Origin of the sequence: Martelella mediterranea, assembly GCF_021021415.1 — a bacterium.
Classification (GTDB): Bacteria; Pseudomonadota; Alphaproteobacteria; order Rhizobiales; family Rhizobiaceae; genus Martelella; species Martelella mediterranea_C.
Window position 1 is genome coordinate 29,001 of record NZ_JAINWJ010000009.1, and the last position, 18,367, is coordinate 47,367.

Sequence of the window (18,367 nt, forward strand, 5' to 3'; positions counted from 1 at the left end):
CTACCAGCCGCCACCACCGCCGCCACCGCCGCCGCCGCCGGAAAACCCGCCGCCACCCGAAAAGCCGGAGGACGAGGTATTCTGCGTCGGCATCGACGACGACATGGTAGAAGCCATCGAGGACGAGAAGCTGCCGATCTGGTCGGAGAGGTTCTGGTGGCGGAAATCGCCGGCATACCAGTAGGGGGAATAATAGCTGGCCGTGCCGGCCGCGACGGCGGCCACAAGCCATTTGTCGAAGGCCCGCGACCACGGCTTCTCGACGCCGAGCGCCACGGCATAGGGCAGCAGCGTCTCGAAATGCTGCGGCGACATTTTCGGCGCGCCGGCCATATTCATGCGGTTGGCTTCCGCGAGTGTCAGATACTGTTTCAGCCCGGCGATCTCGTCCATCTTCTTGCGGCCGGTCGGGGTTGGCGCGCCCATGATAAAGAAGAACACGAGATTGGTGAGCACGATGCCGCCGACGGCGACGATCACGGCCCAGTCTTCTGCATCGATACGGTCACTGAGCAGCGTCACCGCCATGCCGCCGGCCGCATGCAGCAGGAAGAAGCCGAGTACCCCCGCACCGACCAGCGCGCCGATCGCCGAGGAGAAGCTGCGCCCCCGCCTGCGGAAGGCCTTGGCGATCATCGTCGCGAACACGGCGACGAAGACCGAAATGAACACCGAGAAGAACAAGACCGGGATCACGGCATTCGAAATGTAACCGAAGATCAGCAGCGCCAGCAGTGAAGCCACCGAAAGCGCAACGCCGCCGACCGTGTAACCGATATTGCGGACGAAGAACTCGCCGCGATGTTCGCTGGTGATCGCAGAGGTGAAGGCGCTGGCCATCGACGACACCTTGGTGCCGTGCGCCTTGTCGACGATGAACACGCCGCCGGCATCATCGACCGATTTCAGCAAGGCCTTCTGTCCCGCCGGCAAAGCCGGATCGTAGGGCTTCGATGTCCGCTTCAGCGTCATGCCCTTCTTCGGCTCGTCGATGATCAGGAAGCCCTTGACGGCAAGGTCGATCGCGGTCGCCGCGATCGCGTCGAACCGGCTTGCGCCGAAACCCTGGTTCTGGACATAGGCGACAAGCGCCGGCGACAGGCCCTCCGGCGGTTCCCAGCGCGGCACGACGACGCCGGCCGGCGGATCGCGGCCGACCTTGCGCCACGACAGGAGGTAATAGACGAAGACCAGCAGCAAGCCGCCGAAGCCGATGAAATAATTGCGGTAATCGCTCAGGAACCACGACGCGCTTTCGCTGCTCGTCGGCGCGTCGATCGCGCCCTTCGGCACGGCGACAACGACCGAAAGCCCCTCCTTGGGGCCGAGTGGGGCCGTAGTCTCGAAGGTCACCACATTGCCGTTTGTCGTCTCTCGAGCGTTCTGTTCGCGCGAGCCGTAGGCGCCGGTGTAGAAGGTGGTCCGCGTCGGCGTCACACCCTCCGGCAGCGTGATCGTCGCGGTCGCCTGCTCGATCGGGAAGGCCCAGAAATTGCCGGTGGCGTTCCAGTAGATTTCGTCGTGGTCGTCGAAATAGCGAACCTGCCGGTCGGTCTCGTAGGTGAGCTGATAGGTGTGGTTGCCGGGCGGCAGAACCGTGTCGGCGGAGCCGATATAGATGCGGATGCCGTTGGTGATGCTTTCGGTGTGGTGATCAACAGGCGCACCGTCGAGCGTGACGGATTTGAGGTCGAAAGTCACATCGCCGGTGCGACCGTCATCCGTCTCGAAGCGCAGCGGAAAGTCGCGGAAGATCCCGCGTTTGATCTGGTCACCCTCGGCATGGACGGCAATGGTCTCGGTGACGTCGTAGACCCCGGATTTTTCGACGGTGACGTCGGAGGTGAAGCTGTTGATGACCTCGGCGGCGTGGACCGGAGCGGCGGCGAGGAGGAGCGTGGCGAGAAGCACGGCGATGCCACGCGCCCGCCGATCTCCCCCCTTGAGGCAAGTCGGTCGTGCTCGGTCTTGAGGCTTGCACCCAATATTCTCTCCCGCTTGCGGGAGAGATGCCCCGAAAGGGGCAGTGAGGGTGAAGCAGCTTTTCAGTTTCGTGAGGGCTTTCGTGAGGAGGGTCTCCCCCCTCACTGTCGCTGTCGCGACATCTCTCCCCTCCGGGGCGAGAAGACTGGGGGGCTCTGCGGCAAAGCCACCCGCACACCTCCCCTCAAGGGAGGAGATTGATGGGAGCGTGACTGCAAAGGCCGACTTAGCCGCCGAACACCACCGCATGGCGAGCGTCCGCAAATCTGACACTGTCCGGTTTGCTGTCGCCATCATGCTTCTCCTCAGGTTTCGTATTCAACGCCCAGTGACGCCAACGCATCCCAATAACCGGGATAGGTCTTGCCGACGCAGAGCGGGTCCAGAATGGTGATGCCGGATATCTTCAGGCCCGCAAGCGCGAAGCTCATGGCAATCCGGTGATCGGCGAAGGTATCGATCTCGGCGGGCAGGCGCTGGCCGGCAAGGCCCGGATCGGCATGGACGATCAGGTCGTCGCCATCTTCCTCCGCAAGCCCCTCGCGAATGGCGTTGAGGCCGAGCGACAGCGCGCGGGTGCGGTCGCATTCCTTGACGCGCAGGTTCTCGATGCCGGTGAAGCGCACGGGCGTTTCGTTGAAGGCGGCGAGCACGGCGAGCGTCGGCACGGCGTCCTGCATCTGGCTGCCGTCGATCTCGGCCGGCATGTGCGGGAAAGCGGCCATCACCGCGTAAGATTTCGCATCCGGCTGGGTGAAGCTTTCCGCGCGCGTGCCGATATCGATCTTCCCGCCCGTCAGAAGCTCGGCGGCCCAGAGATAGGTAGCGGCGGAAGCGTCGGGTTCTATGTGGAAATCGGTCGCCTGATAGTGGCCGGGCTGCACTTCCCAGGTCGCGTCATCAATCTGTGCGGCCGTCGCGCCAAAGGCGGCCATGGCGTCGAGCGTCAGCCGGATATAGCCGCGCGCGCCGATCTCCGTGCCGGTCAGCGCGATGGTGACCGGGGCGGGTGCAAGGGGCGCTGCCATCAGCAGGGCGGAGACATACTGGCTGGAAAGCCCGGCGTCGATCTCGATGCGACCGGAACCGAAACGGCCATTTCCGGTGATCGTCACCGGCGGGCAGCCGGTCGGGGCCTCGGCCTTGATGCCGAGCCGTTGCAGGGCTTTGACCAGCGGGCCGATCGGGCGTTTGCGCATATGCTCGTCGCCATCGATGATCACCGTGCCGTCGACGCTCGCCGCCGCGGCCGTCAGGAACCGCGTCGCCGTGCCCGCATTGCCGAGAAACAGCGGGCCGGAGGGCGCTTCGAGCCGGCCACTGCCAGTGACGACGAAGCTCGTCTCATCCGGTTCCTCGACCTTGACGCCCATCGCCCTGAGCGCATTCGCCATATGTTTGGTATCGGCGCTTTTCAGCGCGCCGGTGAGCCGGCTCTTGCCCTTCGCAAGCCCGGCGAGCAGCAGCGCCCGGTTGGTGATCGATTTCGATCCGGGCGGGCTGACATGGCCCGAAAGCGCGCGGCCGGGCGGAATGATGGTGAGCTTGTCCATGCGAGGGCACTTTCATCAGGCCGCCTGTTGCGGCGGCGAACGGTCAGAACGAGACGTTGGGCACGGCGCGGTCGCCGGGTTCCTCGATCTCGAAATAGTCGCGCTTCTGGAAACCGAACTGTCCGGCGATTATATTGCTCGGGAAGCTCTCGACCTTGATGTTCAGATCGCGGGCCGCGCCGTTGTAATAGCGCCGCGCCATCTGGATTTCGCTTTCGGTCTTTTCGAGCGAGGCCTGAAGATCGGCGAAATTCTGGTTAGCCTTGAGGTCCGGATAGGCTTCCGAAAGCGCGAACAGCCGGCCGAGCGCCTGGCTGAGTTCGCCTTCCGCCTGGGCGCGGCCGGCCACATCATTGGTGGCAACGCTCTGGGCCTTGTTGCGCTTCTCGACCACCTCTTCCAGCGTGCCGCGCTCGTGGCTGGCATAGCCCTTCACGGTTTCCACCAGATTGGGGATCAGATCGGCGCGGCGCTTCAACTGCACGTCGATGCCGGACCAGGCCTCCTCCGCCGTCTGGCGGGCGCGCACGAGGGCGTTGTAGAGCGAGACGACGAAGCCGATCAGGGCTCCGATGATGACGATGACAACGATCAGGGTAATCATGCGTATTCCTTCCCGCTCCGGTCTCTCAATCGCCGGTCGAATGGCCGCCTTCAGGCGGCCCGGGCTTCAAAGCCCCCGGCATCGGTCAGAAGATAGGCCTCGCCGCAGGCTTTGGCCAGTGTGCGCACGCGCAGGATATAGCTCTGCCGCTCGGTCACGGAAATCACGCCGCGGGCATCGAGCAGGTTGAAGATGTGCGAGGCCTTGATGCACTGGTCATAGGCCGGGAACACGCACTTGTGCAGCATGCCAGATTCGCCGGGGTTGCCGGCTGCCAGCAGCGCCTTGCATTCGGCTTCCGCGTCGAGGAAATGCCGGTGCAGCATCTCGGTGTTGGCATATTCGAAATTGTGGCGCGAATATTCCTGCTCGGTCTGCAGGAAGACGTCGCCATAGGTGACCTTCTCGTCGCCCTCGCGGCCGTTGAAATTGAGATCGTAAACGCTGTCGACGCCCTGCACATACATGGCGATGCGCTCGAGCCCATAGGTCAGTTCGCCGGCGACCGGCGCGCATTCGATGCCGCAGACCTGCTGAAAATAGGTGAACTGCGAGACTTCCATGCCATCGCACCAGCATTCCCAGCCGAGACCCCAGGAGCCCGTCGTCGGGTTTTCCCAGTCGTCTTCGACGAAGCGCACATCATGCAGCAGCGGATCAAGCCCGATCGCCTTCAGCGAGCCGAGATAGAGCTCCTGCAGATCCGGCGGCGACGGCTTCAGCAGCACCTGGTACTGGTAATAGTGCTGCAGCCGGTTGGGGTTTTCGCCATAGCGGCCATCGGCCGGGCGGCGCGATGGCTGGACATAGGCAACGTTCCAGCGCTTCGGCCCGAGTGCCCTGAGGGTGGTCGAGGGATGCAGCGTACCGGCGCCCACTTCCATGTCGTAGGGCTGCAGGATGGCGCAACCCTTGTCGGCCCAATAGGCCTGCAACGTAAGAATCAGCCCCTGAAAGGAGCGGGTCGGGTGCATGTGGGGCGGTATCGTCGCTTCGGACATGGCAGAAGGCTTCCGTCATTCTTGGATGAGCGGTGAGTGCCACTAAAGCAGAGAAGGGTCAAGGGTCGGGTGGCCGCGCTTAAGCCCGGCCACCCGGTTGATGCCTATTCCGCCGCGAGCGGACGGAACTCATCCTTGGTGGGCGTTGCCAGGCTGACCAGCCAGATCGCAAGCCAGGCGACGATGAAGCCCGGGATGATTTCGTAGATGCCGGGGCCGCCCATGAAGCTCTGGTCGAGACCAAGGGAAATCCAGAGGATGACGGTCGCAGCACCCGCCACAAGGCCAGCCACCGCGCCCGCGCCCGACATGCCGCGCCATGTCAGCGACAGGATGATCAGCGGGCCGAAGGCCGCGCCGAAGCCGGCCCAGGCGTGGGAGACGAGACCAAGCACTTCAGAATCGGGATTGTGGGCGATGAGGGCAGCGACGATCGCCACCGCCAACACGAACAACCGGCCGACATTGACGATTTCCCGTTCGCTGGCACGGCGACGCAGGAACAGCCGATAGAAATCCTCAGTCAGCGACGACGATGCCACCAGAAGCTGGCTCGAAATCGTGCTCATCACCGCCGCCAGCAGCGCGGCCAGCAGGAAGCCGGTGATCAGCGGAATGAAGAGCTGATTGGCGAGAATGATAAAGATCGTTTCCGGATCGGGTACGTTGATATCGTTGCCGACGGTATAGGAACGCCCGAAAATGCCGACGCCGACCGCGCCCGCGAGCGAGATGATCATCCACGCCATGCCGATATTGCGCGCGGCCGGAACATCCTTGACCGAACGCACGGCCATGAAGCGCACGATGATGTGCGGCTGGCCGAAATAACCGAGCCCCCAGGCGACAGCCGACAGGAAGCCGATCACGGTCAGGCCGTGGAACATCGACAGGAAGTTCGGATCGACGCTCATCATCCGCGCCTCGGAGACGCCGAAGCCGCCGGCCTTGATGAGGACCACGATCGGCATGATCACCAGCGCCAGCATCATGATGCAGCCCTGGATGAAGTCGGTGAGGCTGACCGCAAGGAAGCCGCCGACCATGGTGTAGATCAGCACGATGCCGAGGGTGAGATAGATGCCGGTCTGATAGGCGCTCATGCCGCCGATATGGATCAGATCGGGAAAGGCGGTGTCGAACAGCTTGCCGCCCGCTACCAGCCCCGAGGCGGTGTAGACCGAGAAGAAGATCACGATCACGATCGCCGAAATGCTTCTCAGCGACAGCGCCTTGCTTGGAAAGCGCTTGGACAGGAATTCCGGGATGGTGAGGCTGTTGTCATAGCGCTCGGTCTGTTCGCGCAGCCGCGGCGCGACGATGATCCAGTTGAAGAACGCGCCGACAACGAGGCCGATGCCGATCCAGCTCTGGGTAAGCCCGGACACGAACAGCGCGCCCGGAAGCCCCATCAGCAGCCATCCGCTCATGTCGGAAGCGCCCGCCGAAAGGGCCGCAACGCCCGGCGAAAGCTGTCGCCCGCCGAGCAAGTATTCTTCGGAATTCGATGTGGATTTCCGCCAGGCGTAAATGCCGATGCCGATCATCAGCAGAAAATACGCCGTCAGGCTGATCGTGATACCAAGACTCATGGCCCTCTCCTTCGCTTGGTTTCCCCTAAAGGAAATCGCGAAAGCCCGTAGCCGCCGCGTCTTCCCTGTGGCGAGGAGCAGGCCTTGAAACGGCGCACAGCCCTACTCCGGCTGAACGGCGTCGCATCTTCAGCGCGAATCCCCGGTTACCGTTCAGGGAGAAACTGTAGCACCGGGAAGAAAGCCGGAGCAAGCGGATTGCAAAACGTCAACTTTTCAACGGAGCAAACGGAGGGGAGAAGCGCGAGGGTGGAACGGCTCCCTAGCACATGAAGTGCGGGCACGTGATCATCCGAGGACGTCACAAAGGAACTCGTTCCGGTCGCCATTGAACGCTCAGAAACGCAAAAGATCAAGCCTGATTTCGTTGGCTGACGAGAGGTTAATCGGCGTTCTTGACCCGATATTCGCCGGTCACCGGGTCCTGCACCAGCGTGCCGGTGGCGCCGCTTTTCTGTTCGGCGCGTTTCTGCTCGCCGCGGGCGGAAAGCGCCTCGGCGTCGCTGACGAATTTGCGGTAGAGCATGTAGCCGCCACCGGCGATGGCTGCCAGAAACATCAGTCGTCCCATTTCACGCTCCTCCGTCGTCTACAGACCGTAACGGCCCCATAATGCCCGCTCTTCGGCGGTCTCGGCAAGCCCCGATGCGAAGCCTGCGGCAATTTCCGCACCGTTGAACCCGCCGGCAACGACACCCGGCAGCTTGCGCCCGAGGAAATTGGTCGGCCCGGTCACGAGTTTCAGTTCAACCTTGTCGCCATAGCGGCTTTTCAGCGTGGCGCGCATATCGCCGATACCATCGACCAGACCACGCTCGACGCCGCCATTGCCGCTCCAGAACAGGCCGGAAAACAGCTCCGGATCATCGGCAAGCTTCGCGCCGCGCCTGTCCTTCACCATCTGGATGAAGACCTGATGAATTTCGTTCTGCAAGCCCTTCAGAAACTCGACGTCCTTTTCCTTCTCGGGCTGGAAGGGGTCGAGCATCACCTTGTTCTCGCCGGAGGTGTAGACCCGGCGCTCGACGCCGATCTTGCCGATCATCTCGGTGAAGCCGAAACCGCCGGAGACGACGCCGATCGAGCCGACGATCGATGTCGGATCGACGAGAATCTCGTCGCCCGCCAGCGCGATCATGTAACCGCCGGATGCCGCGACATCCTCCACGAAGATCAGCACTTTCTTCTGCTTCTCCTCGGCAAGCGCCCGGATGCGCTGATAGATCAGCCGCGACTGCACCGGCGAACCGCCGGGCGAGTTGAGCGAGATCGCGACGCAGGGCGCCTGTTTCATCGAAAACGCCTTTTCAAGCGCAGGCGCCGCCGAGGCAAGGTTCAGATTGCGCCGCCCGGGCGAGCCGCTGGCCATGATCGTGCCGGCAAGCCGGACGACGGGGATGATCGTCTTGTCCTTGCGGAACCTCTTGGGAACAAGACCGGCGACCAGGTTTTTCATGGCGTCCTCTGCGCGTTTCAGTTCGATTGACCGCATGTATGCGCAATCCCGCCGAAGACAAGGCCGGACAGACGAATAACGCCTTGATCAGCCCGTTTTGCCGGTTTGACGGCGCGGATAGCAGGCCCGGCCATTGTTTAGATCATCGACCTCGGGCAGGAAGGCGTGACCGTCAACGTCATGCATGATGATTGGCGGGCGGAGCGCCAGCCGCGCGCGCGAGCCCTTGATGGCGCTTGTCAGGATGCGGAAGGCATCCTCGCCGGCGCGGGCATGCACCGGCGTGATCTCGATCCCGCCGAAGCGCATGCCGCAGGCGGCGATGATGTCGGCGAGCGATTGCGGGCGGGCGATCAGGGAGAGCTGGCCGCCGGGCTTCAGGATCGCGCCGGCGGTGCGGATCCAGGCTTCGAACAGCCCCTCCTCCATCGCATGGGCGACCTGCTTCAGCCGGTCCGGCGTCTTTCGGTCGCCGGCCGCGTTGAAGGGCGGATTCATGATGACGTGATCGAAGGCGTCGTCCGCAAGGCCCGCGGCATTGCGACGCACGCCGGTGAGCGCGACATCGGCCTCGAAGACCTTCATGCGGGCTTGGAACGCGGCGTTTTCCGCAAGCGCCAGCGAGCGGCGGGCAAATTCCGCCATCTCCGGCGAAAGCTCGAACAGCGAGACCTCGGCCTCGGGAATGCGGGCGGCAACGGCAAATCCCGCCGCCCCCGCCCCGGCCCCGAGATCGGCGACACGCAGCCCCCGCCCGCCCCTCGCGGCCTTCGGTTCGACCATCGCGGCGAGCAGCATCGCATCCATGCCGGCGCGGTGCCCCCTTCCTTTGGGTTGCACGAGATGGAACCGCCCGCGATGGAACGCATCGACGGTGGAAGCCTCGGCCGTCATTCCGGCTCCAGTTCCTTGCCGAGCCCGGCATCGATCAACAAGGCGCGGGCCTCCGCCTTCGCACTTTCTTCCACCATCAGCCGGCGCGGCAGAAGGCCGAGCGAACCCTCCATCACGCTCATCGAGCGATCCGCCACGAAATAGTGGATTCCGGCTTCTTTCATGAGGCTTTCGACAAGGCCCAGCACCACGGCGTCATTGGTCCTCAACAGATTGACAAGGGCCATTCTTCACTCCTGAAATTCGCGTGAAAGGAGCACATTGCCCCTTGTCGCTGCTTATGCCGCTCCCTATTGTCGGCATGAATGCATGAAAAGGAGCGAGCTCACTTGGGTTCCGTCGCACCACTGGTTAAAGAGAACAAAACATCCGGCTCGGTCAAGCCCATCGTGGACCTGACCCGTTCCGACATGGAGCGCGTCAACGCGCTGATCCTGTCGAAGGCGGGCTCTGATGTCGAAATGATTCCGGAAGTCGCCAATCACCTGATTTCATCCGGCGGCAAACGGCTGCGGCCGATGCTGACGCTCGCGACCGCCGCTCTGTTCGGCTATCGCGGCGAGCATCATATCCGGCTGGCAACCAGCGTCGAATTCATGCATACCGCCACGCTGCTGCACGACGATGTCGTGGACGAGAGCGATCTGCGGCGCGGCAAGTCCAGCGCCCGGATGATCTGGGGCAACCAGGCAAGCGTTCTGGTCGGCGATTTTCTGCTCGGCCAGGCATTCCGGATGATGGTGGAAACCGGCTCCATGGAGGCCCTCTCGGTGCTCTCCGATGCCGCCGCCGTGATCGCCGAGGGCGAAGTGTTGCAGCTTTCCGTTTCCAAGAAGATGGAAACCACCGAGGACGATTATATCGCCGTCATCCGCGGAAAGACGGCCGAGCTGTTCGCCGCCGCCGCCGAAGTCGGCCCGATCATCGCCGGGGCGTCCGATGCCGACCGCAAGGCCTTGCGGGATTACGGCATGGCGCTCGGCATCGCCTTCCAGCTCGTCGATGATGTGCTCGATTATGGCGGCGACAGCGCCGATCTCGGCAAGAATGTCGGCGACGATTTCCGCGAAGGGAAGGTGACGCTGCCGATCATCCTCGCCTATCAGCGTGGCAATGACGACGAAAAAGCGTTCTGGCGCAATGCCATCGAAGGCGGCGAGAACGACGATGCCGCCCTCGAAAAAGCCCGATTCCTCCTCGAAAAACACGCAGCGCTCGCCGATTCCGTTGATCGTGCCCTATCTTATGGCGAGGCGGCGCGCGCGGCACTGTCCGGTCTGCCGCGTTCCGACGGCCGTCACGCCCTTGAGGAAGTGATCGACTTCTGCATCGCGCGGATCAACTGATCGACCGGCACCGCCCGGACTGCCAATGCCGGACCGTCAATGAAAGGGAGCGGATGACCAGCCTGAAGAAACGTCGCCTGAAAACCATGCTTTTTGCCGCCGCGCTGGCCTTGCCGATGACGGCGGGCGCCAAGGACGCGACGGTGAACGACCCGGCCTATGATGCCCAGGGCGCGTTGAGCTTTGCAGGCGCGCTGCTGGCCGGCCAGACCGCGGCCGTGGACAATGACCTGGAACGGGCGATCGCCTATTTCCGGCGGGCGCTGCAGCACGAACCTTATGACAGCGGCACCAACAATCAGCTGTTCGTCACCCTGATCTTCAACGGCGATCTGAAGGCCGCCGAGGCGCAGGCGGACAAGACATCCGACGAACCGCAACTCGTGCCGGTGCGCGAGCTGGCGCTCGGGCTCGCAGCCCTTCAGGACGGACGCTTCGCGGAAGCGATTCCCCGTTTCGAAGCCTATGGCGGCGCGCCGCTCAACGACCTGGTTTCCGGCCTGCTTCAAGCCTGGGCGCTTTATGGGGAGGGCAAGACGGACGAAGCGCTGAAGACGGTCGACGCGCTTTCCGGCCCGCCCTGGTACGACCTCTTCACCAATTACAATGCCGGCGCGATTGCGGCCGCTTCCGGCGATACCGCCAAGGCGCGCAGCTATTTCAACGATGCCCTGCTCGACCGCCAGGGCTCGGCGACCTCGCCCGACACGATGCTGAAGACCGTCATCGCGCTCTCGGCGATCGAAGCCGAAGCCGGCAATACCCGCAAGGCGCTCGATACGGTCTCGACAGCGGAGACATACGGCCTGAACCCGGCCGTGCTCAACCCGGTGCGCGAACGCATCGAGGCCGGCGACCCGATCCAGTCGCTGCCGGAAACCGCGGCCGAAGGCGCCAGCGGCGCCCTGTTCGAAGTAGCGGCGGCGCTCAACCAGGGCGGCAGCGATGACATCGTTACGCTCTATTTGGCGCTTGCCGAGGCGCTGACACCGAATGATTCCGACGTGTTTTACCTGCGCGGCGTGGTTGCCGCCGCCAATGACGAGCCGGAGCGCGCGCTTAGCTATTTCTCGCGCATTCCCGAGGATGCCCCGCAATATCGCCTCGCCGAACTGCAGCAGGGGCTTGCGCTCGCCGGCCTCGATCGTTTTGACGAGGCGCGCGACCACCTGACCGCGCTGATCGAAGAAGCGCCGGATGACCGCCGCGCCTATCTGGCGCTGTCGGGCGTCTATTCGGAGCAAAAGGATTTCCAGGCGATGGCCGATCTGCTGGACCAGGCGGTTAAGCGCATCGGTCCGGTCGCGTCGGCGGAGGACTGGGGCATTTTCTACCGCCGGGGCATTGCCTATGAGCGGCTGAAGGAGTGGGACAAGGCCGAGCCCGATTTCAAGCGGGCGCTGGAGCTCTATCCCAACCAGCCGCAGGTGCTGAACTATCTCGGTTATTCCTGGATCGATCAGGGCATCAATCTGGAGGAAGGTCTCGACCTGATCCAGCAGGCCGTCGATCAGCGCCCCGATGACGGCTATATCGTTGATTCGCTCGGCTGGGCCTATTTCCGGCTCGGGCGCTATCAAGACGCGGTGCGCGAGCTTGAGCGCGCGGTGGTGCTCGATACCGGCGACCCGACGATCAACGCCCACCTCGGCGATGCCTATTGGCAGGTGGGACGCAAGCTCGAGGCGATCTACCAGTGGAAGAAGGCGCTTTCCGACGATCCGCCGGAGGATCTGGTGCCGGAGCTCAACGACAAGATCGCCAACGGGCTGACGCTTGAAGACGACGAGACGCCGCTTGCCAAGGCTGAGGGAGACGGAGACGCCGTCAAGACGCCGTGACCACGGCTGACGGCGCGGCTTTGACGGTCGACGCCCGCGCCAAGATCAACCTTGCGCTTCATGTCACCGGCCGGCGCGGCGATGGCTATCACCTGCTCGACACGCTGGTGACTTTCGCCGCATTCGGCGACCGGCTCACCTTTATGGCGGCAGACGCCGACCGGTTCACACTTTCCGGCCGCTTTGCCGACGCCGTGCCGCGCGGCGATGACCCGGACCGCGGCAATCTGGTGCTGAAGGCCCGCAACCTGCTGCGGGAATATGCCGAGGCGGAAGGGCTTTCGGCGACGCCTGTGCATATCCACCTGGAAAAGCAATTGCCGCCCGCATCCGGCATCGGCGGCGGCTCGGCGGATGCTGCTGCGACCTTGCGCGGCCTTGCAAGGCTCTGGCGCCTGCCTGGCGAAATCCCCGCGCCGCTCGCTCTTTCGCTTGGCGCCGACGTGCCGATGTGCCTTGCCGGAATACCGTTGTTTGCGCGCGGGATCGGCGATGCGATAACGCCGGCAATCGTGTTTCCGAGGCTCTTCCTCGTGCTCGCCAACCCATTGCACCAAGTCGCGACGCCCGAGGTTTTCAAAGCGCTCGAACATCGCGACAATTCGCCAATTCTGGACGGCGATATGCCGCAACGGGCCGAGGACTGGCTTGCTCTCATCAAGGGCGCGCGCAACGATCTGCAATTTCCCGCAAGCCGGATCGCCCCGGTGATCCACGCCGTTACCGATGCGCTGGCTGCGACCGGGGCCGAACTCGTGCGCATGTCGGGCTCGGGCGCGACCTGTTTCGGGCTCTACCCCGATCTTGCGAGCGCCGAGACTGCGGCGCGCAACCTTGCGGCCGCCTATCCCGACTGGTTCGTCGTTGCCACGACCACAATTTCTTCAGGAGATGCAGCATGAGCGACCGCCCCTTCATTCCCGTGCGCTTTGCCGTGCTCACTGTTTCCGACAGCCGGACGCTTGCCGACGACCGCTCCGGCGATACGCTGGCCACGCGGATCGAAACCGCGGGTCATGCTCTGGCCGATCGCCGCATCGTCGGCGACGACAGGGCTGCCATCGCCGAAACGGTGAAAGTCTGGTGCGCGGATGACGGGATCGACGTGGTGGTGACCACCGGCGGAACCGGCTTTACCGGCCGCGATGTGACGCCGGAGGCGATCGAGCCGCTGTTCGACAAGCGGATGGACGGCTTTTCCGCGGTCTTCCACCGGATTTCATTCGAGAAGATCGGCACCTCGACGGTCCAGTCGCGCGCAACCGCGGGGCTCGTCGGAAAAACCTTCGTCTTCGTGCTGCCGGGCTCACCCGGCGCCTGCAAGGATGGCTGGGACGGGATCATCGCCCAGCAGTTCGACTATCGCCACATGCCCTGCAATTTCGTGGAAATCATGCCCCGGTTGGACGAGCACCTGAAGCGGAACACGTAAACGCCTGCATTACGCCTGACTCGGTTCAGGTTCGAATCATCGCCCAGGCCGGGATGATCTCGCAGGAAAGTCGCCGCGTCATCTGCCGGCGGGCGAGCAGGAATGGCGAATCACCACCTGCACTGGCCTTTTCCAGGGCCATGGATTTGGGCAGAAGCACGCCGACTTCCAACGGGCAGCGTTTCGCAAAAAGCCGTTGCCAGAGCGAGCGCCGGTGCCTTTTCGAACGCGAGAACCGCGCGGGACTGTTTTCCAGCGCGATATGCTCCGATACCGTTTCCACCCAGCCGGAAAGTGGCCGCGCGCCCGGCTCCAAAACGAGCACCCAGTCGCCGCGCGACTGGCGGATGACCTCGGGCAGGTCCCAGCTCCGCATGAACCGGCAGCCGGCGGCATCGGCCACGCGCTCGACGCCCTCGCCGGCGCCGTGTTCGAGAACGATGACATCGCTGACAAGCCCCTCGACGGCGCCCGCGACCAGAGCCGAGAGCGTGTGCGCAAGCTCGGCCTCCTGATTTCTGCTTTCGATCAGAACGCTTAACATGCTGCTATCTAGGCAATTTGCACGGCTCTTGCCAAGGGCGAACGCCCATGTGAACGAAAGCCGCGCCGTATGTTCTTGCTTTGTTCTAAAAGTTAACCTATATTTCCTGTCAGGTGTTGCCAAAGGGCATGAAGACCCTCCGGCAAAACAGACGGGAGATGATCATGGAAGACGCATTCGATGTGGACATCGCCGACTTCACGCCGCCCCCGGCCCGTCATTTCGACCCGGTCGATCATGGCCGCCGGCGCGGCCGCGCGGCGACCGCCAACCCGTCCGGCCGGTTCGAGCCGATAAGCCGCGAGCGCTTTGACGACGGCTGGCATCTGGAGGAGGATCTGCCGGCCTTTGCCACCGAGGTGCAGGTCGAAAAGGTGAAGTCGATCATCACCCGCAACACCTCGCCGGACGTGCCGTTCGAACGCTCGATAAATCCCTATCGCGGCTGCGAACATGGCTGCATCTACTGCTTCGCGCGACCAACCCACGGCTTCATGGGACTGTCCGCCGGGCTTGATTTCGAAACCCGGCTGTTTGCGAAGCCCGATGCGCCGCGCCAGCTTGCCCGCGAGCTTTCCAAACCCGGCTACCATGCCAAGACCATCGCGATCGGCACCAATACCGATCCCTATCAGCCGGTGGAAAAGGAATGGCGGATCATGCGCCAGGTGCTGGAAGTGCTTGCCGATGCCAACCACCCGGTTTCCATCACCACCAAATCCGCGCTGATCCTGCGCGATATCGATATCCTGTCGCAGATGGCGGAAAAGCATCTGGTCAAGGTTTCGATGTCGGTGACCACGCTCGACCGCAAGCTTTCTCGCAGCATGGAGCCGCGCGCCGCCACGCCCCCACGCCGGCTGGAGACGATCCGCGCGCTTGCCGGCGCCGGCATACCCGTCGGCATTTCGGTGGCGCCGATCATTCCGGTGCTGACCGATCACGAGCTGGAACGCATTCTCGACAGCGGCGCTGCCGCAGGCGCGACCGAGGCGAGCTATATCCTGCTGCGCCTGCCGCTCGAAGTCGCGCCGCTGTTCAAGGACTGGCTGCTGGAGAACCATCCGGACCGCTACCGCCATGTGATGAGCCTGATCCGCTCGATGCGCGGCGGAAAGGATTATGACGCAGAATTCGGCAAGCGGATGAAGGGCAGCGGCCCCTATGCCTGGCAGATCGCCCGACGATTCGAAATGGCCGTCAAACGGCTGAAGCTCACCCGCCGCAGCACGGCGCTGAGGGAAGACCTGTTCACCCCGCCCGATGGCGGCGGCGCGCAGCTCAACCTGTTCTGATCCCTTTCCGGCCGGGAAAGCCCTTGGACCCGGCCGAAGAGGTCCCCTTCACTGCCGCACATGAGCGATTCTTCGAATTGCTCCGAAGGGGACTTGCGGGAGATCGGAAGGCGGTGTGAAATGACGTCATGTCATCCGCGCTCCCTTCCGATTCTCCTGCCCTTTTCGATCTGCCGCCGGCAGTGCCTGATTTTTCGCTGGAAAGTGCTGCGCGTTTGCGCGGGCTTTGGCCCGTGGCCGGCTGCGACGAGGCGGGCAGAGGCCCGCTTGCCGGTCCGGTGGTGGCAGCGGCCGTGATCCTGGATCCGGACAATATTCCCGAAGGCCTGAACGATTCCAAGAAGCTCACGGCCAAGGCCCGCGAGGCGCTGTTCGAGGCGATCTTCGATAAGGCGCTGGTATCGGTCGCCTCCAGCAGTCCCGGCCGGATCGACCGGGTCAACATCCTCAGAGCCTCGCTCGATGCGATGCGCCGCGCCGTGCTCGGCCTTGCGCTGCCGCCGGCGATGGTGCTTGCCGATGGTCGCGATCAGCCGCCCGGAATCCCGTGCCGCGCCGAAGCCGTGATCAAGGGCGATGCCCGCTCGCTGTCGATCGCCGCCGCCTCGATCATCGCCAAGGTCACCCGTGACCGGATGATGGCGCAGGCCGCGACCATCTATCCCGCCTACGGGTTTGACGGCCATGTCGGCTATGGCACAGCGGTCCATCGCGCGGCGATCATCGACACCGGGCCCTGCCCGCTTCACCGCATGAGCTTCCGCCCTCTGCGGCAAGTCGAATAACAGCCCCGAGGCGCAAATTTTTCAGGATTTTTTTCGGGAAATTGCGATGGTCGGAGTGGCAAGATTCGAACTTGCGACCCCCTCGTCCCGAACGAGGTGCGCTACCAGGCTGCGCTACACTCCGTGACCAGCGGCTGCTCTATAAAACAGCCTGCCTGCTTCGGCAAGCGCCCCGCGACATTTTTTTGACGCGAGGCCCGATGTTATGAACCGCCCGGGGACTCAAGGCTGAAGACGGCATGGAAAACCGTCGCCGGACCGCCGGCGGGGCCTTCACCGGAAGACCCGGTTTTACTCGGATTTGGCGTCGCGCTGATAGATCCAGTCGTGATCCGGATGATTCTCGAATCGCCACTTGCGCAGCGGGCCGGCCATGACGTTGAGGTAGTACAGCTCATAGCCGTAGGGCGCGCCGCAGGGGTGGTGGCCCTTCGGCACCAGCACGACGTCGCCATCCGACACCGCCATGGTCTCGTCCAGCGATCCGTCCTCGGTGAAGACCCGCTGGAAGGCGAAGCCTTGGGCGGGGTTCAGACGGTGATAATAGCTTTCCTCCAGATAGGTCATGTCGGGGAAGCGACCCTCGTCATGGCGGTGCGGCGGATAGGAGGACCAGTTGCCGGCAGGCGTGAACACCTCCGTCACCAACAGGTTTTCGGCGACGTCGCGCTCTTCCATGGCGATCGGATAGATGTAGCGTGTGTTGGCGCCCTTGCCGCGTTCGGTCAGCGCGATGCCTTCCGGGCCGATCACCTGCGCCTTGCGGCCGGGCTTTGCCGGCGCAGTGCAGACCGCGAGCGTGCAATCGGTCGTGGCGGTGGCCGACCATTCGCTGCCGGCGGGAATATAGACGCAATGCGGCGGCAGGCGCTCGAACACGCTCATGCGCTCGCCAAGCGCGCCGAAGGAGACATCGCCCGACGCAATCTCGGCCTTGCCCTCGACAAGCACGAGAATCACTTCGGTGTCGCCGGTGTCTTCGTGCGCGCTTTCGCCGGGCTTCAGGCGGTAGAGACCAAAGCCGACATAGCCCCAGTTCGCGGTTTCCGGCGTGATATCGTGCACCTTGCCGGTGGCAGCGGTCGGTTTTCTGAGAAGATCGCTCATCGCTTGCTTTCCTTTTTCTGTCGTCCGCCTCAGGCGGCGGTGTCGAGACCCGCTTCCTTGGCCATCGCCTTCAGGCTTTTCAGCCCGAGCGACTGATATTCGAACGGATTGCGCACGTCCGGGTCCTGCTCGGCCTCGATCACCAGCCAGCCCTGATAGCCGGCCTTGGCCGCGATCTTCAGCACGGAGGCGAAATCGACACCGCCCTCGGCATCACCCGGCACGGTGAACACGCCGCGCCGCACGCCTTCGAGGAAGGAGAGATTTTCATCACGCACCTGCCGGGCAATGGCGGGCCGCACATTCTTGGCATGGATATGGCCGACGCGGCCGATATGCCTTGCGGCAAGCCGTTCCGGATCACCGCCGCCGAACAGGCAATGGCCGGTATCGAGCAGCAGTTTCGTCGCCGGCCCGGTGTCTTCCATCAACCGGTCGATCTCGTCTTCGGTTTCGACGATCGTCCCCATATGGTGATGGTAGACCAGCGCGATACCCTGATCGGCGGCATATTGCGCCAGCGCCTCGACGCCCGCGCCGAAACCGGCCCACTCACCGTCGGCAAGCTTCGGCCGCTCATTGACGGGTTTTAAGTCATCGCCGTGGATCGCATTCGATGTCTCGCAAACGATAATCACCTTCGCGCCCATCGCCTTCAGGAGTTCGAGCGCGGGCTGCATCGCCTTCTTCTCGTCCTCGACCGAATTTTCGAGCAGGTTGAGCGAATGCCAGCCGGAGACATATTTCAGGCCGCGCGGCTCCAGCACCGCCTTCAGGCCCTCGGGGTCCTGCGGGAACTTGTGCCCCTTCTCGATACCGTCGAAACCGATCTTCGCGGTCTCGTCCAGGCATTGCTCGAGGCTGATATGGGCGCCGAGGCTGCGGTCATCGTCATTGGTCCAGGCAATCGGATTTGTGCCGTAAAGGATCATGC

The 18,367-nt window shown here is 63.5% G+C and carries 18 protein-coding genes and 1 tRNA gene; 6 read left to right on the top strand and 13 right to left on the bottom strand.

Annotated elements, in window-relative coordinates; genetic code table 11:
• The 9 genes from K7H91_RS06900 to K7H91_RS06940 form a co-directional block, all read right to left on the bottom strand.
• Complete coding sequence (locus K7H91_RS06900; protein ID WP_230719465.1) at positions 1 to 1,911, bottom strand: DUF2207 domain-containing protein; 1,911 nt, start codon at positions 1,909 to 1,911, stop codon at positions 1 to 3.
• Positions 1,912 to 2,288: 377 nt separating this feature from the next.
• Entirely contained in the window at positions 2,289 to 3,536 is a 1,248-nt protein-coding gene (aroA, locus tag K7H91_RS06905) for a 3-phosphoshikimate 1-carboxyvinyltransferase (protein WP_230719466.1), read from the bottom strand.
• Positions 3,537 to 3,579: 43 nt separating this feature from the next.
• Entirely contained in the window at positions 3,580 to 4,140 is a 561-nt protein-coding gene (locus K7H91_RS06910; protein WP_230719467.1) for a LemA family protein, read from the bottom strand.
• Positions 4,141 to 4,190: 50 nt separating this feature from the next.
• The gene (locus K7H91_RS06915) at positions 4,191 to 5,141 is read right to left on the bottom strand and encodes a glycine--tRNA ligase subunit alpha (RefSeq protein WP_018062627.1); all 951 of its coding nucleotides are present in this window, start codon (positions 5,139 to 5,141) and stop codon (positions 4,191 to 4,193) included.
• A gap of 104 nt (positions 5,142 to 5,245) precedes the next feature.
• Complete coding sequence (putP, locus tag K7H91_RS06920; RefSeq protein WP_230719468.1) at positions 5,246 to 6,733, bottom strand: sodium/proline symporter PutP; 1,488 nt, start codon at positions 6,731 to 6,733, stop codon at positions 5,246 to 5,248.
• Positions 6,734 to 7,115: 382 nt separating this feature from the next.
• Complete coding sequence (locus K7H91_RS06925) at positions 7,116 to 7,304, bottom strand: hypothetical protein (protein WP_230719469.1); 189 nt, start codon at positions 7,302 to 7,304, stop codon at positions 7,116 to 7,118.
• A gap of 18 nt (positions 7,305 to 7,322) precedes the next feature.
• Entirely contained in the window at positions 7,323 to 8,189 is an 867-nt protein-coding gene (locus tag K7H91_RS06930) for a S49 family peptidase (RefSeq protein ID WP_230719470.1), read from the bottom strand.
• Positions 8,190 to 8,276: 87 nt separating this feature from the next.
• On the bottom strand, positions 8,277 to 9,083 hold the full coding sequence (locus tag K7H91_RS06935) for a tRNA1(Val) (adenine(37)-N6)-methyltransferase (protein ID WP_230719471.1): 807 nt from the start codon (positions 9,081 to 9,083) through the stop codon (positions 8,277 to 8,279).
• Positions 9,080 to 9,310: a DUF2007 domain-containing protein gene (locus tag K7H91_RS06940; RefSeq protein WP_018062632.1), complete on the bottom strand. Its 231-nt coding sequence runs from the start codon at positions 9,308 to 9,310 to the stop codon at positions 9,080 to 9,082. Before K7H91_RS06940 ends, K7H91_RS06935 begins: the two co-directional genes overlap by 4 nt.
• 102 nt (positions 9,311 to 9,412) lie before the next feature.
• Here K7H91_RS06940 and K7H91_RS06945 point away from each other — a divergent pair, with 102 nt between their 5' ends.
• The 4 genes from K7H91_RS06945 to moaB are packed head-to-tail and all read left to right on the top strand — an operon-like array spanning position 9,413 to position 13,702.
• A complete protein-coding gene (locus K7H91_RS06945; RefSeq protein ID WP_419197448.1) occupies positions 9,413 to 10,429 on the top strand; it encodes a polyprenyl synthetase family protein in 1,017 nt (338 codons plus the stop codon).
• A 53-nt stretch (positions 10,430 to 10,482) separates the two neighbouring features.
• Positions 10,483 to 12,270, top strand: coding sequence for a tetratricopeptide repeat protein (locus K7H91_RS06950; RefSeq protein ID WP_230719473.1), 1,788 nt, complete (start codon positions 10,483 to 10,485; stop codon positions 12,268 to 12,270).
• Positions 12,267 to 13,172: a 4-(cytidine 5'-diphospho)-2-C-methyl-D-erythritol kinase gene (locus K7H91_RS06955; RefSeq protein WP_230719474.1), complete on the top strand. Its 906-nt coding sequence runs from the start codon at positions 12,267 to 12,269 to the stop codon at positions 13,170 to 13,172. Before K7H91_RS06950 ends, K7H91_RS06955 begins: the two co-directional genes overlap by 4 nt.
• On the top strand, positions 13,169 to 13,702 hold the full coding sequence (gene moaB / locus K7H91_RS06960) for a molybdenum cofactor biosynthesis protein B (protein WP_230719475.1): 534 nt from the start codon (positions 13,169 to 13,171) through the stop codon (positions 13,700 to 13,702). Before K7H91_RS06955 ends, moaB begins: the two co-directional genes overlap by 4 nt.
• 25 nt (positions 13,703 to 13,727) lie before the next feature.
• Here moaB and K7H91_RS06965 read toward each other — a convergent pair whose 3' ends face one another.
• Positions 13,728 to 14,246 carry a glycosyl transferase gene (locus K7H91_RS06965; RefSeq protein WP_230719476.1) on the bottom strand — a complete coding sequence of 173 codons (519 nt, stop codon included), beginning with the start codon at positions 14,244 to 14,246 and terminating at the stop codon, positions 13,728 to 13,730.
• Positions 14,247 to 14,404: 158 nt separating this feature from the next.
• Here K7H91_RS06965 and K7H91_RS06970 point away from each other — a divergent pair, with 158 nt between their 5' ends.
• Positions 14,405 to 15,541, top strand: coding sequence for a PA0069 family radical SAM protein (locus K7H91_RS06970; RefSeq protein WP_330165993.1), 1,137 nt, complete (start codon positions 14,405 to 14,407; stop codon positions 15,539 to 15,541).
• Positions 15,542 to 15,669: 128 nt separating this feature from the next.
• A complete protein-coding gene (locus K7H91_RS06975; RefSeq protein ID WP_230719477.1) occupies positions 15,670 to 16,326 on the top strand; it encodes a ribonuclease HII in 657 nt (218 codons plus the stop codon).
• A 47-nt stretch (positions 16,327 to 16,373) separates the two neighbouring features.
• Here K7H91_RS06975 and K7H91_RS06980 read toward each other — a convergent pair.
• The 3 genes from K7H91_RS06980 to iolE all read right to left on the bottom strand — a co-directional run bounded on the left by K7H91_RS06980 (position 16,374) and on the right by iolE (position 18,365).
• Positions 16,374 to 16,450 (bottom strand) — tRNA-Pro (locus tag K7H91_RS06980).
• 167 nt (positions 16,451 to 16,617) lie between these two features.
• Positions 16,618 to 17,433, bottom strand: a complete 816-nt coding sequence (iolB, locus tag K7H91_RS06985; RefSeq protein WP_230719478.1) for a 5-deoxy-glucuronate isomerase — start codon at positions 17,431 to 17,433, stop codon at positions 16,618 to 16,620.
• Positions 17,434 to 17,462: 29 nt separating this feature from the next.
• A complete protein-coding gene (gene iolE, locus K7H91_RS06990) occupies positions 17,463 to 18,365 on the bottom strand; it encodes a myo-inosose-2 dehydratase (protein ID WP_230719479.1) in 903 nt (300 codons plus the stop codon).
• Positions 18,366 to 18,367 lie beyond the last annotated feature (2 nt).